This window comes from Arthrobacter sp. BB-1, from assembly GCF_006151685.1.
In the GTDB taxonomy this organism is placed as follows: domain Bacteria; phylum Actinomycetota; class Actinomycetes; order Actinomycetales; family Micrococcaceae; genus Arthrobacter.
The window spans coordinates 70,085-84,657 of sequence record NZ_VDEV01000015.1; the positions used below are offsets into that span (position 1 = coordinate 70,085).

General features: G+C 67.0%; 15 protein-coding genes, 6 tRNA genes and 1 riboswitch. Of the genes, 12 read left to right on the top strand and 9 right to left on the bottom strand.

Features of this window, described 5'->3' with window-relative positions; translation table 11 throughout:
* The first annotated feature begins 43 nt into the window (after positions 1-43).
* The gene (locus tag FHJ30_RS08810) at positions 44-1,324 is read left to right on the top strand and encodes a S9 family peptidase (RefSeq protein WP_139028934.1); all 1,281 of its coding nucleotides are present in this window, start codon (positions 44-46) and stop codon (positions 1,322-1,324) included.
* On the opposite strand, the gene ybaK is transcribed toward FHJ30_RS08810, so the two are convergent.
* Genes ybaK through FHJ30_RS08825 form a run of 3 tightly spaced genes read right to left on the bottom strand, consistent with a single transcriptional unit; the run spans position 1,301 to position 3,252 of the window.
* Complete coding sequence (gene ybaK, locus FHJ30_RS08815) at positions 1,301-1,810, bottom strand: Cys-tRNA(Pro) deacylase (RefSeq protein ID WP_139028935.1); 510 nt, start codon at positions 1,808-1,810, stop codon at positions 1,301-1,303. The genes FHJ30_RS08810 and ybaK overlap by 24 nt on opposite strands.
* A gap of 21 nt (positions 1,811-1,831) precedes the next feature.
* On the bottom strand, positions 1,832-2,290 hold the full coding sequence (locus tag FHJ30_RS08820) for a SufE family protein (RefSeq protein ID WP_171058973.1): 459 nt from the start codon (positions 2,288-2,290) through the stop codon (positions 1,832-1,834).
* Between the two features lie 38 nt (positions 2,291-2,328).
* Complete coding sequence (locus FHJ30_RS08825; protein ID WP_139028937.1) at positions 2,329-3,252, bottom strand: sulfurtransferase; 924 nt, start codon at positions 3,250-3,252, stop codon at positions 2,329-2,331.
* 216 nt (positions 3,253-3,468) lie between these two features.
* On the opposite strand from FHJ30_RS08825, the gene zapE reads away from it, so the two are divergent.
* The gene (zapE, locus tag FHJ30_RS08830) at positions 3,469-4,506 is read left to right on the top strand and encodes a cell division protein ZapE (protein ID WP_139028938.1); all 1,038 of its coding nucleotides are present in this window, start codon (positions 3,469-3,471) and stop codon (positions 4,504-4,506) included.
* Between the two features lie 137 nt (positions 4,507-4,643).
* Here the strand turns inward: zapE and FHJ30_RS08835 are convergent, their stop codons facing one another.
* The 6 genes from FHJ30_RS08835 to FHJ30_RS08860 all read right to left on the bottom strand — a co-directional run bounded on the left by FHJ30_RS08835 (position 4,644) and on the right by FHJ30_RS08860 (position 5,612).
* Positions 4,644-4,907 carry an antitoxin gene (locus tag FHJ30_RS08835; RefSeq protein ID WP_139028939.1) on the bottom strand — a complete coding sequence of 88 codons (264 nt, stop codon included), beginning with the start codon at positions 4,905-4,907 and terminating at the stop codon, positions 4,644-4,646.
* Positions 4,908-5,065: 158 nt separating this feature from the next.
* A tRNA-Val gene (locus tag FHJ30_RS08840) sits at positions 5,066-5,137 on the bottom strand.
* Between the two features lie 41 nt (positions 5,138-5,178).
* Positions 5,179-5,251: transfer RNA gene (locus tag FHJ30_RS08845), tRNA-Gly, on the bottom strand.
* 57 nt (positions 5,252-5,308) lie between these two features.
* Positions 5,309-5,383 (bottom strand) — tRNA-Val (locus FHJ30_RS08850).
* Between the two features lie 38 nt (positions 5,384-5,421).
* A tRNA-Cys gene (locus FHJ30_RS08855) sits at positions 5,422-5,492 on the bottom strand.
* Between the two features lie 47 nt (positions 5,493-5,539).
* Positions 5,540-5,612 (bottom strand) — tRNA-Gly (locus FHJ30_RS08860).
* 296 nt (positions 5,613-5,908) lie between these two features.
* Between FHJ30_RS08860 and FHJ30_RS08865 the strand changes: the two genes are divergently transcribed.
* The 10 genes from FHJ30_RS08865 (at position 5,909) to ribA (ending at position 14,565) form a co-directional block, all read left to right on the top strand.
* A tRNA-Val gene (locus FHJ30_RS08865) sits at positions 5,909-5,980 on the top strand.
* A gap of 101 nt (positions 5,981-6,081) precedes the next feature.
* Entirely contained in the window at positions 6,082-6,942 is an 861-nt protein-coding gene (locus FHJ30_RS08870) for a cytochrome (RefSeq protein ID WP_139028940.1), read from the top strand.
* 62 nt (positions 6,943-7,004) lie between these two features.
* Positions 7,005-7,616 carry a peptide deformylase gene (gene def / locus FHJ30_RS08875; RefSeq protein ID WP_139028941.1) on the top strand — a complete coding sequence of 204 codons (612 nt, stop codon included), beginning with the start codon at positions 7,005-7,007 and terminating at the stop codon, positions 7,614-7,616.
* Positions 7,613-8,533: a methionyl-tRNA formyltransferase gene (gene fmt / locus FHJ30_RS08880; RefSeq protein WP_139028942.1), complete on the top strand. Its 921-nt coding sequence runs from the start codon at positions 7,613-7,615 to the stop codon at positions 8,531-8,533. Before def ends, fmt begins: the two co-directional genes overlap by 4 nt.
* Positions 8,530-10,125: an RsmB/NOP family class I SAM-dependent RNA methyltransferase gene (locus FHJ30_RS08885; protein ID WP_139028943.1), complete on the top strand. Its 1,596-nt coding sequence runs from the start codon at positions 8,530-8,532 to the stop codon at positions 10,123-10,125. The genes fmt and FHJ30_RS08885 overlap by 4 nt, the downstream gene beginning before the upstream one ends.
* Before the next feature lie 18 nt (positions 10,126-10,143).
* On the top strand, positions 10,144-10,824 hold the full coding sequence (rpe, locus tag FHJ30_RS08890) for a ribulose-phosphate 3-epimerase (protein WP_139028944.1): 681 nt from the start codon (positions 10,144-10,146) through the stop codon (positions 10,822-10,824).
* A gap of 39 nt (positions 10,825-10,863) precedes the next feature.
* Positions 10,864-11,020: riboswitch (FMN riboswitch) on the top strand.
* Positions 11,021-11,193: 173 nt separating this feature from the next.
* Positions 11,194-12,378, top strand: a complete 1,185-nt coding sequence (gene ribD, locus FHJ30_RS08895) for a bifunctional diaminohydroxyphosphoribosylaminopyrimidine deaminase/5-amino-6-(5-phosphoribosylamino)uracil reductase RibD (RefSeq protein ID WP_139028945.1) — start codon at positions 11,194-11,196, stop codon at positions 12,376-12,378.
* A complete protein-coding gene (locus FHJ30_RS08900; RefSeq protein WP_139028946.1) occupies positions 12,378-13,022 on the top strand; it encodes a riboflavin synthase in 645 nt (214 codons plus the stop codon). Before ribD ends, FHJ30_RS08900 begins: the two co-directional genes overlap by 1 nt.
* The gene (ribB, locus tag FHJ30_RS08905; RefSeq protein ID WP_139028947.1) at positions 13,019-13,774 is read left to right on the top strand and encodes a 3,4-dihydroxy-2-butanone-4-phosphate synthase; all 756 of its coding nucleotides are present in this window, start codon (positions 13,019-13,021) and stop codon (positions 13,772-13,774) included. The genes FHJ30_RS08900 and ribB overlap by 4 nt, the downstream gene beginning before the upstream one ends.
* Entirely contained in the window at positions 13,771-14,565 is a 795-nt protein-coding gene (gene ribA, locus FHJ30_RS08910) for a GTP cyclohydrolase II (RefSeq protein WP_240793645.1), read from the top strand. Before ribB ends, ribA begins: the two co-directional genes overlap by 4 nt.
* The last annotated feature ends 8 nt before the right edge of the window (positions 14,566-14,573 follow it).

Sequence of the window (14,573 nt, forward strand, 5' to 3'; positions counted from 1 at the left end):
GGCGGAATGCGGGCTTCGGTGACCGGGCGGTAAGAATAGTTCCATGGCATCTTTGCAGCGAACCCGCCCCGCCCCCGTCCATCGCCCCGAGACCGGCGGAATGTCGCTCCGGGCAAAGTGGGCAATCGGCGGAGCGATCGGCGGGGGCGGCCTGGCCGGGCTCCTGGCCACCGGCTCATCCGCGCTGGCGGTGTACTTCGCGCGCCGGGTCATTACGCCCGCCCGGCAGCGGACGTCGGACCAGGAGGTGCTTGCCGTCATCAGGGACGGCCAGGGGCAGCGGGCCATCTTCGCCGCCACCGACGACACCACGGTGGACGGTGTCTACGGGTTCTTTTTCGACGGCGGCAAGGGGCACGCACGGATCGGCCGCATCGTCTCCTACTCGCCCGCCGACCGGACCGTGCTGCGCGAGGTCGAAGCGGTGTACGCCGGTGACCTCTCCGCGGCGCGCCGCGGCTGGTGGAGCGGTGCCGTCCATCCGGACCCGGCCGCCGTCGGAATTCCCTACGAGGACGTCGCCATCGACGTGGAGCGCGGGCAGGCGCCCGCCTGGCTGGTCCGCGCCGGCGGCACTGCCCGCACCTGGGCGGTGATGGTGCACGGACGCGGTGCCACCAGGCAGGAGGCCCTCCGCGCCGTCGGGCCCGCGCTGGAACTGGGGCTCACCAGCCTCCTGGTTTCCTATCGCAATGACGGCCTGGCACCGTCAGCCGATGACGGCCGTTACGGACTGGGCTCCACGGAGTGGCGGGACATCGAAGCGGCCATCGAGTACGCCCTGGCTAACGGGGCGGAGGAAATCGTGCTGTTCGGCTGGTCAATGGGCGGCGCCATCTGCCTGCAGACCGCCGACCTGTCCCGCTACCGCCACCTGATCCGGGCCATGGTGCTCGATGCGCCGGTCACGGACTGGGTCAATGTACTGGCACACCATGCACAGCTGAACAGGATTCCCTCCCTGGTGGGGCGGTACGGCCAGCTTATGCTGGGGCACCCCCTGGGCAGGCGGCTGACCGGACTGTCCGCGCCCGTGGACCTGAAGGCGATGGACTGGGTGTCCCGGGCCGTTGAACTGCGGACTCCCACGCTGATCCTGCACAGCGTCGACGACGAATACGTGCCCTACGAACCCTCGGCGCTGCTTGCAGAGCGGAATCCGGAGATGGTGACCTTCGAGCCCTTCCACCAGGCCCGCCACACGAAGGAATGGAACGTCGACCCCGACCGCTGGGAAGGGCGGGTTAAGGCGTGGCTGCGGCAGCAGCTGGCTCCCCGGCTCAACCCGGGCGCCCTGGGCTCACTGGCTTCCGGAGGCCAGTGAGCTGATCGGCGCCGTGACGGCGTTCGTGAGGCGGACCAGGTCGGCGGGGGCCAGTTCGATGTCCAGCCCGCGCCTGCCGCCGGAAACCAGCAGGCTATCCAGTGCAAGGGCGCTCGTGTCCAGCACGGTGGGGGAGGGCAGCCGCTGGCCGAGGGGTGAAATGCCGCCGAGCACGTAGCCGGTGCGCCGCTGGGCGGCGGCGGGATCCGCCATTGCGGCCTTCTTGGCTCCCAGAGCCGCAGCGAACGCCTTCAGGTCAAGGGTTCCGCTCACCGGCACGATTCCCACGGCCAGCCGGCCCTCCACCTCCACCATCAGGGTCTTGAAGACCCTCGACGGATCGATGCCGAGGACCTCGGCCGCTTCAAGCCCGTAGCTGGCGGCGGCGGGATCGTGGGTATAAGGGTGGAGCACAAAGGGAACCCCGGCCGCGGCCAGTGCCGCTGTTGCCGGGGTTCCCTGTGCTGCGCCCTTGTTGCGTGCCATGGGTGCTTTCCGCCGGGAGCGCTACGAACGTCCTTCGGTGGCGGCAGCAACCCTGCGCTTGATCCTGCCCAGCATCGCCGTCATGCCGCGCATGCGCAGCGGCGTGATGGCCCTGGTGAGTCCCAGGAGCTCGGGCATGTCGTCCGGAACGGAGAGGATCTCTTCGGCGGACAGCCCGTCCAGGCCTTCGTGGAGCACGCCGGCGAACCCGCGTGTTGTGGGAGCCTCCGCCGGGGCCTTGAAGAACAGCCGCACGGCGGCATCGGGTCTGCCCTCACTGTCCGTCTCGATGGTCAGGAAGAGCGGCGACTGGCACTCCACCACCTGTTCCAGCAGTTCGGGGTGGTCCTTGAGCCGTTCCGGCAGTTCCGGGAGGCCCTCGGAGAACTCCAGCAGTAACTGGAGCCGCTCGGGCTCAGTCAGGGCCTGGAAGTCATCCACGATTGCCGCCAGTGCGGAAGGCAAAGCTTGAGTAGTCATCGGTCCAAGTCTACGCAATAGCGCCGCGGCAGGCCGCGTCAGGCGCCGACGGCGGCGGGGACGGAACCGCGTTCCGCGCCCTTGGCGATGGGTACCCGCACGGCGTTGCCCCATTCGGTCCAGGAGCCGTCGTAGTTGCGGACGGAATCGAAGCCCAGAAGGTACTTGAGGGCGAACCAGGTGTGGCTGGAACGTTCGCCAATGCGGCAGTAGGCCACGACGTCGTCGCCTTCGCTCAGGCCCGCTTCGCCAAGGTAGAGGGCCTCAAGTTCCTCGCGGCTGCGGTAGGTGCCGTCCGCGGCGGCGGCGCGTGCCCACGGGATGGACGCGGCAGTGGGAATGTGGCCGCCGCGCAGGGCGCCTTCTTCGGGGTAAGCCGGCATGTGGGTGCGCTGGCCGGTGTATTCCTCGGGGGAGCGGACATCGATGAGGGGCTTGCCCAGGTGCGCCAGGACGTCTTCCTTGAAGGCGCGGATGGGAGCATCGTTCCGCTCGACAACCGGGTAGTCCGCCCTGGCCGGAGCAGGCTTCTCCGTGGTGAGTTCCCGTCCTTCGGCAATCCACTTGTCCCGGCCGCCGTCGAGCAGCCGCACGTCCTGGTGGCCGAACAGGGTGAAGACCCACAGCGCGTAGGCGGCCCACCAGTTGGACTTGTCCCCGTAGATGACAACGGTGCTGTCACGGGAAATGCCCTTCGACGCCGCCAGTTCGGCGAAAGCGGCCCCGTCAACATAATCGCGGGTGACTTCGTCGTTCAGGTCCGTGTGCCAGTCGATCTTTACGGCTCCGGGGATGTGGCCGGTTTCGTAGAGGAGGACGTCCTCGTCGGATTCCACCACCACCAGCTCTCCGTTGGCGGCAGCGCCGTTTTCCAGGGCGGCAGCAAGCCACTCCGTGGAAACCAGCCGTTCCGGGTGGGCGTACGCGGCAAACTTCTCATTTTCTTCAACGGGATAGGGCATGATCTTGGCCTTTCATTGAGGACACGGGTGGCCTGCTGGACCTGAAGGGGACCTGCTTCCACCCTAGCCAGCAGCCCGGGCGATGTCCGTATTCCGTTAACAGGGCGAAATGTTGGCTTCATCACGCCGGCTGCCGGATGGCCCGGGGCCATTAAAAGGCCCGGGCGCAATGCCGGTATCCTTTCTGGGGACCAACCACCAGCAGAACGGACCACCTTGGTACAGATCGAACAGCTTGCCGCCCGCACACCGGCAGTTTCGGTGGATGAGCTCCTCAAAGGCTTTTATCCTTCACCACGTTTCGGCCAGGTTTCCTTCGCCAGCTACCGCCCCGATCCCAAGCAGCCCAGCCAGTCCGCGGCAGTCCGGGCCCTGGAGGGCTTTGCCCACGGTGTCGGTTCCAACGGCGGAGGCGGATTGTTCAAGAAGCTGTTCGCCAAGAAGGACGATTCCCGCGCCGGCATCTACCTGGATGGCGGGTTCGGCGTGGGCAAGACCCACCTGCTGGCCTCCTTGTGGCACGCGGCGCCCGGCCCGAAGGCCTTCGGCACGTTCGTGGAGTACACCAACCTGGTGGGCGCCCTGTCCTTTCGAAAGACAGTGGAGGCGCTGAGTAGCTACAAACTCGTCTGCATCGATGAATTCGAGCTCGACGATCCGGGCGATACCGTCCTGATGTCCCGGCTGATGCGCGAGTTGGCCGACGCCGGGGTAAAGCTGGCAGCCACCTCCAACACGCTGCCCGGCTCGCTGGGCGATGGCCGGTTCGCTGCCGTTGACTTCCAGCGTGAGATCCAGGTGCTTGCGGACCAGTTCGACGTCATCCGGATTGACGGGGAAGACTTCCGCCACCGCGGGCTTCCGGCGGCGCCGTCCCCGCTGAAGAACAGCGAGCTGTCCTCCCACATGAAGGCGGAGTTCGACGGGAAGAGAGTTGCACAGGACGAGTTCAGCACCTTGATTGCGCACCTGGCAGGGGTGCACCCCAGCCGCTACCGCCAGCTGATCGACGGCATTGACGGCGTGGTGTGGCGCAACGTGCACACCATTACGGAGCAGGCCGTGGCGCTCAGGTTCGTGGTTCTCGCCGACAGGCTCTACGACAAGGACGTTCCCATCCTTGCCAGCGGCGTGCCGTTCGACCAGCTCTTCACCGAGGACATGATGACCGGCGGCTACATGAAGAAGTACTTCCGGGCTGTCTCCCGCCTCACTGCACTGGCCCGCGAAGGCCAGAACCACGAGCCGTCCTGACCCTCCTGCCGTAGCCGGCACTTGGGTCCTGGCCGGCCATCCGCCGTCGTCTTTAAACGCCAAAGGTGCAGGTGCCGCCTCCCGGCGGGACCTGCACCCCCTTGACGCGCTAGGGCAAGACCCTGGCCAAATCCTTGTTACGGAGTCCTGTCAGCCGGCGGAACCGGGGTGACGGGAGTGACCGGCGGAACCTGCTCGGCGGCAGGTGCCTGGCCCGGGGTTCCGTTCTTGTCAATGAGCTTGGAAGCGCCATCCTGGATCTTGTCGACGTGGCCCGAGTACTTGCCTCCGGTCTTGGTGTCGACGAAATCACCGGCCTTGCTGATGCCGTTCTTGATGGCCTGCTCGTTGCCGCGGATGAGACCCTGAGCCTTGCCCTTTAGATCGTCAATTAGTCCCACGAGCACCTCCCTTCAATCGCGGAGCCAGATCGCTCCTCCGCGTTCGATCCTAGCCCCGCAGGGAACACCCAACAAGGAAATCAGGAGTTTTCGCCGTTCGCCCGTAGCGGATGCACTGTCCGGGCAAGAAAAAAGCAGCTCCGGGGAGCTGCTGTATGTGGGCGATACTGGGATCGAACCAGTGACCTCTTCCGTGTCAGGGAAGCGCGCTACCGCTGCGCCAATCGCCCGGAACCGGAAGCCCGGCTTATGGGATTTTTAGAAGTGTGAGAGCGGACGACGAGATTCGAACTCGCGACATCCACCTTGGCAAGGTGGTGCTCTACCAGCTGAGCTACGTCCGCGTATGGAGTGCGTTCCGGCCAGGGCCGGGCGTACTGCATGAAGCAAGTTTCCTTGCTTGGTGGGCGATACTGGGATCGAACCAGTGACCTCTTCCGTGTCAGGGAAGCGCGCTACCGCTGCGCCAATCGCCCATGCATCCGGTTGTATCCGGAAACCATGGTTTTCACCGAGGTGGGTACGGGATTCGAACCCGTGTATACGGCTTTGCAGGCCGCTGCCTCGCCTCTCGGCCAACCCACCGTGTAAGCGTCGGTTCCGGAGAACTTTTGCTGTGACAGTGTCCTGCGAGCGGACGACGAGATTCGAACTCGCGACATCCACCTTGGCAAGGTGGTGCTCTACCAGCTGAGCTACGTCCGCATTTTGGAGGCTTGATTCCTTGCCGTTCCCGGCATTTCCTCGCGTTCCAACGAGTAAAAACAATATAGGAGGTTCGGGGATTCTCCAAATCGCCCCGGCCGCCTCCGCGCCGCGTGGCCGTGCTTCCCGGTGCTGGCGCGGAAGCAGGCGAGTTACAGGGGTGTAATTCACGACGGCGGGCGGGGGCGTTTTGGTCCTTTCCGTCCCGTCTGAAGGGCTGCGGCAGGGCGGGCCTGGCGGGCCGGGGCCGGCGATTTTTGAATTACGCCAACGTGGGCTAGCATTCAAATGCATCAGGGCGATTGGCGCAGTGGTAGCGCGCTTCGTTCACACCGAAGAGGTCACTGGTTCGAACCCAGTATCGCCCACCGCACAGAGGTCCGTTTCCGCTCGTTCGCAGCGGAAACGGACCTTTTTGTTTGCGGATCTGCCTGCAGATTTTGTCGGCCCCCTGTGAAAGAGTTTTTTTATGACAGCTCCCCTTCTCGCCCATGCCACCGAATACGGCCGGATGTACGCCCGCTCCACGTCGGAGCAGTTCTCGGTTCCGTCCATCACCACGGTCATCAGCCAGCAGCCGCACGGACTGGATGGCTGGTTCGGGTACATGGGGGCCAGCAGCCTGGCCAATGATCCGCTGCTGGCGGACTGCCTGGGCAGCCCCGCGAAAATCCGTCAGGCCGTCAGCCGGGCGGCCAAGGCTGCTGAGAACTACCGCGATGACGCCGCAAAGCGCGGGGACCGGGTGCACAACTACTGCGAGCAGGTGGCGCTGCGTGCGTTGGGGCGCCCGCACGCCATGAAGGAGGCCCGCGAGGCCCTTGCCGCCAACGGGGAGGAAGCATTTGCCGTCCGCTTTGACGAATGGTGGGAACTGTTCCGGGTGGAACCCATCGCCCCGGAAATCACTGTCTGGAACAACGCCGTGGGCTATGCCGGCACCCTGGACCTGGTGGCCCGCATCAACGGCCGCGTCTGCCTGATCGATTACAAGACCAAGGGCACCACGCGGGACGGCCTGGTCAAGCCGCTCGACGACAAAGTGGTGATGCAGCTGGTGGCGGGCATGAAGGCCGAAGAAAGCCTTGTGGACCCGGAGGCAGGGACGTGGGAGCCCTGGAAGTACGGAGAAAACCCTGTCCTCCTGGCGGTGGCCATCGGCGAGACGGAGGTCCGTCCCGTCCGCGCCAACCCGGACGTCCTGAAGCACCACTGGTGGAAGTTCTGCGCCCTGCGGCGCGTGTGGGAGCTCTCCGCGGACACCATCAGCGCCGGTACGGCGCTGCTTCCCATCGCCCCGCCGCCGCTGGCGCAGGTGCAAACGGCCTAGGAGTTTGCTGCGCCTAAACTGGATTGGTCCCCTTTGCCGTCAACCGTGAGGAAATACCGCGCATGGCTATCCTGAATATCCGCATCATTGGCGACCCTGTGCTGCGCACAGTCGCCGATCCCGTGACGGAATTCGGGCCCGAGCTGGCCAAGCTGGTCGCGGACATGACCGAAACCATGGAGGACGTGGACGGTGCAGGCCTGGCCGCGCCGCAGGTAGGCGTAAGCCAGCGCGTTTTCACCTACCGGATCGACGGCGTCGAGGGCCACATCATCAATCCTGTGCTGGAAAACAGCGAGGACTACCAGCCCGACCATGTGGAAGGCTGCCTGTCCATCCCGGGCCTCAGCTTTCCCGTACGGCGTTTCCGCGCCACGCGCGTCACCGGCGTCGACCTGCATGGCAACCCTGTCACCGTCGAGGGTGAGGGGCTGCTGGCCCGCTGCTTCCAGCACGAGAACGACCACCTGGACGGCATCCTCTACACGGACCGCCTTAAGGGTGAGGACCGGAAAACCGCGCTGCGGTCCATCCGCAACGCCAACTATGACGCCATCACCGAACGGACGACGACGAAGCGCGCCAGGACCGTCGGGTCCAGTTTCGGCGGCCCCGCCCAGGGCTCCCCGCGGGGCTCAAGCTTCGGCGCCGGGGCAGCCGGCGGCGCCGGGTGAGGGTCCTGTTTGCGGGAACCCCCGCCGTCGCCGTCCCGTCCCTTAACGCGCTGGTGGAAGCCGGCGTCGAGGTGGTTGCCGTCCTTACCCGGCCGGACGCGCCCGTCGGGCGGAAGCGCGTACTGACGCCCTCGCCGGTGGCTGCGCGTGCAGCTGAGCTGGGGATCGAGGTCATCCATGCCGCGCGGATAGGCGCCGACACTATCGCCAGGATTTCCGCCCTCAGCCCGGATGCCGCCGCCATTGTGGCGTACGGCGGGCTCGTTCCGCCCGCTGCCCTGGCCATCCCGCGCCACGGCTGGATCAACCTGCACTTTTCCCTGCTGCCGGCCTGGCGCGGTGCAGCCCCGGTGCAGCGGGCCGTCATGGCCGGTGACGACGTCACCGGGGCCGTGACCTTCCAGCTGGAGGAAGGGCTGGACACGGGGCCGGTCTTCGGAACCCTGACGGAATCAGTGGGTCCGGAGGACACTGCGGGCGAGCTCCTTGAACGGCTGTCCCACAGCGGCGCCGTGCTCCTGGCCCAGACACTGTCCGCCATCGAGGCAGGGAAGGCCGTCCCGCAGCCCCAGTCGGGCGAGGTTTCCCACGCGCCCAAACTGACCCTCGAGGATGGCCACCTCAAGTGGAACCACCCCGCCCTGGCCATTGGCCGGCAGGCCAGGGGAGTAACCCCCGAACCCGGTGCGTGGACTTCGCTGGACGGACAGCGCGTGAAGCTGGAGCCCGTGCGGCTGCGGCCGGACGTCGCCAGCCTGGCGCCGGGAGCCGTTTCCGTGCAAGGCAAGAGCGTGCTGGTAGGCACCGGTTCGCACGCCGTGGAACTGACCCGCATCCAGCCTGCGGGCAAAAAGATGATGGCCGCTGCTGACTGGGCACGCGGCATGGCTTCCCTTGAAAGCGTGGTGTTCGAATGAGCGGGTCCGGCGGTAATCCAGGCGGGCGCGGCAACGCCGGGCGCGGTGGGCAGGGCAATACAGGCGGCGACACCGGGCAGGGCGGCGGGCGCGGCAAGGGCGGCCCCCGGGACAACAGCCGGCGGAACGCCCAGGGCCGTGAACGCAACCGCGGTCCACAGCGGAGCTTCACGGAGAATGCTCCCTCCCAGCGGACGCGCCGCGCTGATCCCGCCCGGCTGGTGGCCTTCGAGGTCCTGCGTGCCGTGGCAGCAGAGGACGCGTACGCCAACCTGGTGCTGCCCGCCAGGATCCGGCACCACGGGCTGGACAAGCGTGACGCCGGATTCGCCACCGAACTCACGTACGGCGCCCTTCGGGGCCAGGGAACCTACGACGCTATCCTTGCCCGCTGCGTGGACCGGCCGCTGGACCAGCTCGATCCTGCCGTCCTGGACGCCCTGCGTATCGGGGTGCACCAGCTGCTGGCCATGCGGGTGCCGGCGCATGCCGCCCTGGACCAGACTGTTGGCCTGGCCCGGGCCGTGATCGGCGCCGGCCCTTCCGCACTCATCAACGCTGTGCTGCGGAAGGTCGCTGCACACACCCTTGAGGAGTGGCTGGACCTGCTCGTGGCCGAAGAGACTGACGAGACGAAAATTGCGGCCCTGCGGTTTGCCCACCCGGAGTGGATCGTCCGCGCCATGCGCCAGTCCCTGGTGGCACACGGCCGTTCCGCAGCGGAGATCAACGACCTTCTGGAGGCGGACAACGCAGCCCCCGTGGTCAACCTGGTGGCCCTGCCTGGCCTTGGAACCCTTGACGAAGCCCTGGAAAACGGCGCCATCCCGGGCGAACTGGTCGAAGGTTCGGCCCTGTCCAGCGGTGGCGACCTGGGACGCTTTTCCTCCGTCCGGGAAGGAACAATGCGCGTCCAGGACGTGGGCTCCCAGCTCGTGGCCCGCGCCATGGCGGCCGCTGACATCAGCCAACCTGGCAGCGGCGGCGGGAAGCCGGAGGCCTGGCTGGACCTGTGCGCCGGCCCCGGCGGAAAAGCAGCACTGCTCGGCGCCCTGGCGCAACAACGGGGTGCAACGTTGCTGGCCAACGAGACAGCGCCCCACCGCGCCAAACTCGTAACCCAGGCGCTCTCCGCTGTCCCGCATGCAACGTGGGAGGTCAGGACCGGCGACGGCCGCGACGTTGGAGTGGAAAAACCTGAATCCTTCGACCGGGTCCTCGTGGATGTGCCGTGCAGCGGCCTTGGCGCATTGCGGCGCCGGCCGGAATCCCGCTGGCGCCGTTCACCTAAGGACCTTGCCGACCTTGGACCGCTGCAGCGGGAGCTTCTCGCCTCGGCCCTGGCCGCAGTGCGCCCCGGCGGAGTGGTGGCTTACGTGACGTGTTCCCCGCATCCCGCGGAGACCACGGCCGTGGTCGCCGATGCCCTGCGCAAGCGTGACGACCTGGAACTCCTTGACGCCGGCGCGGTGCTCGACGCCGTCAGCCTCCCCGGAAAGCTGGACGCCGGGCATGGCTCCACAGCACAGCTTTGGCCCCATATCCACGGCACAGACGCCATGTTCCTCGCGCTCATCCACAAAAAGCCCTGACCCGTGAAAGGTTCCCCCGTGACGCAATGCTGCATCAACCCGAGCATCCTCTCCGCCGACTTCGTCAACCTGGAGGCCGAACTGCAGCGCATCAGCACGGCTGACGCCGTGCACGTGGACGTCATGGACAACCACTTCGTCCCCAACCTGACCATCGGGCTGCCGGTAGTGCAGCGCATCCAAACCGTGAGCCCCATTCCCCTTGACGCGCACCTGATGATCGCCGATGCAGACAGGTGGGCACCGGGCTTCGCCGACGCCGGCCTGGCGTCCGTCACCTTCCACGCGGAGGCCTCCATCGCACCGGTGAAGCTGGCACGCGAACTTCGCAGCAGGGGCTCGAAGGCCGGAATGGCAATCCGTCCAGCCACTCCCGTGGAGCCCTACCTGGACATGCTGTCCGAGCTGGACATGCTGCTCATCATGACAGTGGAGCCCGGCTTCGGCGGCCAGGCCTTCCTGGACCTGACGCTCCCCAAGATCCGGCGGGCAAGGGCTGCCATCGACGGCTCCGGAATCGGCGTGGCCATCCAGGTCGACGGCGGCATCACCGAAGAAACAATCACCCGGGCAGCAGAAGCAGGGGCCAACGTCTTTGTCGCCGGCTCAGCTGTCTACGGCGCCGACGACCCCGCCGCCGCCATCGAGCGGCTGCGCCAGGAAGCGGGCAGGACGTTACCTGCAGTGACGGGGGAATAGTCGGGAGCCTGTGCCGGTTATGGCAGAATAGCAACACACATACGTGCTCCGGGGTCGGTGTAAGTCCGAACCGGCGGTGACAGTCCGCGACCCGCGAGCCGGTGGTTGTCCTGGTTGATCAGGAGATCCCGGCGGACGGTTGAACCGGTGAAATTCCGGTACCGACAGTTAAAGTCTGGATGAGAGAAGCACGTACAGCTGTATCTGTGGGGCCATTCCGGCCCTGCAGCCTTCTGCTGTCGTATACCCCCGGAGCCATCGCGGTTCGAGAGGGAAGGAACGACACGCAATGAACCCCCAGCGATGGCTCTTAGATGCCAAACACCCTGCCCGTTCGCCGGAGGGCGCAACCGCCGCAGTGGTTCCCTTATGACGGCGGGAAACCCGGAAGCTCTAGTCGCCACCAGCCCGGAGCCGCATCCCGGCCACCAGCTGCAGCACGCTGACGGCGTAGTCACCGCCTTCAGTGCTGCCGAGGCCGGAGCCATGGAGGCTGCCCTCGAAGCAGCCCTGCGGGGTCCGCGCGGGGCCAACCCGCTGGTGGGTGCCGTCGTCGTTGATCCTGCCGGCCGCCACCTCGCTACCGGTTTCCACCGCGGCGCCGGCACCGCGCATGCAGAGGCGGATGCCATCAGCCAGGCAACAGCCGCCGGCCTGGATCTCTCAGGCTGCACTATGGTGGTCACCTTGGAGCCCTGCAACCACGTTGGACGCACAGGCCCATGCGCCGAGGCCATCATTGCCGCCGGAATAGCGGACGTGGTGTACGCGGTGGATGATCCCCATGATCCTGCGGCAGGCGGAGCGGCAACGCTGCGCGCCGCCGGCGTCCGTGTCCGCAGCGGGCTCGGGGCTGCGGAATCCCTGGACCTGAACCGGCAATGGTTCGAGGCTGTGACGGCGAAACGGCCTTTCGTCACCCTCCACATCGCGCAGACGCTGGACAGCCGCATCGCGGCCGAGGACGGCACCAGCCAATGGATTTCCAGTCCGGAATCCCTGGCCGACAACCACGCCATCCGTGGCCGGATCGATGCCATCCTGGTGGGCACGCAGACTGTCCTGGTGGACGATCCGCGGCTCACCGCCCGGAACCCCTCGGGAGAGCCGGCAGCGAGCCAGCCACTGCGCGCCGTCATGGGGCTCCGGGACATTCCCGCCGGCGCCGCAGTGCGCGGAACAGACGGACTGGTGGCGCACCTCCGCACCCGGGACCCGCGTGAGGCACTCACCATGCTGTACGGATCAGGAACCCGCCACGTCATGGTGGAGGGAGGCTCGCGAATCCTCAGCGCGTTCCTGACTGCCGGGCTGGTGGATGAACTCATCGTGTACCTGGCGCCCACCCTGCTGGGATCCGGCACCCCGGCCCTGGGGAACCTGGGGATCACCACCCTCGCCGATGCCCAGCACTGGGACTGGGACGGGTCCGACGGCGGTGCCGTGCGCGCGCTGGGCCGGGACCTGCGGCTTCACCTTAGACCACAACGAACCGTTGCACTGGACCCTCAACCAACCCGCGGCAGCGCGGAGCCAGCCCAGGGAGGCTACTGATGTTTACCGGAATTATTGCCGAACAAGGGCATGTGCTGTCGGTGGAGCGGGACGGCAACGCCAGCGCCACCGTGCGGCTGTCCGCGCCCGGCACCACCGAGGGGCTCGCGCTGGGCGGCTCCATCGCCGTCAACGGGGTCTGCCTCACGGCTACGGAGATCAACGGCAAGGAATTCAGCGTCGACGTGATGGGGGAAACCCTGGTCCGCAGCACCATAGGTGAACTTGCTCCGGGCGACTCAGTGAACCTTGAACGCTGCGTTCCGGCCGGCGGCCGGCTGGACGGCCATGTGGTGCAGGGGCACGTGGACGGCGTCGGCGTGCTGCTGGAACGCGAGGCGCTCGGCAACTGGGAACGGCTCCGGTTCGGCGTGCCTGCCAACCTGGCCCGCTACATCGCGGAAAAGGGCTCGATTGCGATCGACGGCGTCTCGCTCACGGTGACCGCAGTCAGCGAGGCCCGCGAGCAGGAACCCTGGTTTGAGGTGGGGCTTATCCCCACAACCCTGGCTGAGACCGGCCTCGGCGCCAAGGGCACCGGCAGCCGGGTGAACCTGGAAGTGGACGTCCTGGCCAAATACACCGAACGCCTGCTGGCGTTCAACACGCCGGCGCCCGCCGCTGTTGAGGGAGGCGCCCGATGAGCGGCGCGGTCAAGGTGGAACAGGCAGCGGTGCCCGGATCCGCCGTCGCACCTCCGTCCAACGCCGGCCGGCCAGCGGCTGCCGCTGGACTGGACACCATCGAGGAGGCGGTACGCGCCATGGCCGCCGGCAGGCCTGTGCTGGTGGTGGACAACGAGGACCGGGAGAACGAGGGCGATATCATCTTCGCCGCCCAGCACGCCACGCCGGCCTTGATGGGCTGGACCATCCGCTACAGCTCGGGTGTCATCTGCGTCCCGCTGTCCGGGGACCGTGCGGACGCCCTGGCACTGCCACCCATGGTGGCGGTCAACGAGGACGCCAAGGGCACGGCGTACACGGTGTCCTGTGATGCGGCCGTCGGCGTGAGCACCGGGATTTCCGCCACCGACCGGGCCCTGACGGCCCGCGTGCTGGCGGATCCGCAGGCTGGACCTGAGGCCGTGACCCGTCCCGGGCATATTTTCCCGCTGCGGGCCGTTAATGGGGGAGTGCGGGAGCGGCCCGGCCACACTGAAGCGGCCGTGGACCTGTGCCGGCTCGCCGGGCTGGAAGCTGTGGGCGTAATCGCCGAAGTTGTTTACGACGACGGTGAGATGATGCGGCTGGACGGGCTTCGCGCCTTCGCTGCCGAACACGGGTGCCCACTGATCTCGATTGAAGACCTGGTGGCCCACCTCGAGGCAGCGGGCACACCGGCCGACGGCAATACCCGGGCAGGACGCGCGGGCGGAGAAGAGGAGATACGATGACGGCTTCCGGAGCTTCGGGCAACGGCCACCACCTGCCTGGTTCTGGCAATGGCCACCATGCACCTGATTCTGGCAATGGCCACCACTTGCCTGGTTCGGGCAACGGCCACCACCCGGATTCGGGCCACGGCCGGGTGCCCCATCCCGTGAGCGGCGGACCCATCGTGCAGCTGCCCACGGCTTTCGGCGACTTCGTTGCCCAGGCCTGGACAGACCTGGTCACCGGCCACGAGCACCTGGCCGTCAGCTCGCCCAACCCGCCCAAGGACGGGAAGGCGCCCCTGGTCCGGCTTCATTCCGAGTGCCTCACGGGGGATGTCTTCGGTTCCTACCGGTGCGACTGCGGCGAGCAGCTTGCCTACGCCCTGGAAATGATCGGCGAGCAGGGCGGCACGCTGCTGTACCTTCGGGGCCAGGAGGGCCGTGGCATCGGCCTCGCCAACAAGATCAAGGCCTACGCGCTGCAGGAGGCCGGTTTCGACACCGTCGAGGCGAACGAGCAGCTTGGCCTGCCCGTGGATGCCCGCTGCTACAAGGCCGCTGCCCAGGTCCTCGCGGAGATGGGGCTGCACGAGGTCCGGCTCCTGAGCAACAACCCGGACAAGCAGAACAGGCTGGCGAAGGCGGGTGTGAAGGTGGTGGAAATGGTCCCCACGGAGGTGCCCTCCCGCGACCAGAACATCCGGTACCTGCAGACCAAGAAGGATCGCATGGAGCACCGGCTGACGCTCGATACCCACGTGGCTGCCGTTCCCGCCGCCGCTGATTCGTTCGACCACGAACAAGACTGACCCACCTC

Bases quoted from the DNA above. Each gene is read 5' to 3' on its own strand.
- FHJ30_RS08810 (WP_139028934.1), top strand. From the start codon at position 44: ATGGCATCTTTGCAGCGAACCCGCCCCGCCCCCGTCCATCGCCCCGAG.
- ybaK (WP_139028935.1), bottom strand. From the start codon at position 1,810: ATGGCACGCAACAAGGGCGCAGCACAGGGAACCCCGGCAACAGCGGCA.
- FHJ30_RS08820 (WP_171058973.1), bottom strand. From the start codon at position 2,290: ATGACTACTCAAGCTTTGCCTTCCGCACTGGCGGCAATCGTGGATGAC.
- FHJ30_RS08825 (WP_139028937.1), bottom strand. From the start codon at position 3,252: ATGCCCTATCCCGTTGAAGAAAATGAGAAGTTTGCCGCGTACGCCCAC.
- FHJ30_RS08870 (WP_139028940.1), top strand. From the start codon at position 6,082: ATGACAGCTCCCCTTCTCGCCCATGCCACCGAATACGGCCGGATGTAC.
- def (WP_139028941.1), top strand. From the start codon at position 7,005: ATGGCTATCCTGAATATCCGCATCATTGGCGACCCTGTGCTGCGCACA.
- FHJ30_RS08885 (WP_139028943.1), top strand. From the start codon at position 8,530: ATGAGCGGGTCCGGCGGTAATCCAGGCGGGCGCGGCAACGCCGGGCGC.
- ribD (WP_139028945.1), top strand. From the start codon at position 11,194: ATGACGGCGGGAAACCCGGAAGCTCTAGTCGCCACCAGCCCGGAGCCG.
- FHJ30_RS08900 (WP_139028946.1), top strand. From the start codon at position 12,378: ATGTTTACCGGAATTATTGCCGAACAAGGGCATGTGCTGTCGGTGGAG.
- ribB (WP_139028947.1), top strand. From the start codon at position 13,019: ATGAGCGGCGCGGTCAAGGTGGAACAGGCAGCGGTGCCCGGATCCGCC.
- ribA (WP_240793645.1), top strand. From the start codon at position 13,771: ATGACGGCTTCCGGAGCTTCGGGCAACGGCCACCACCTGCCTGGTTCT.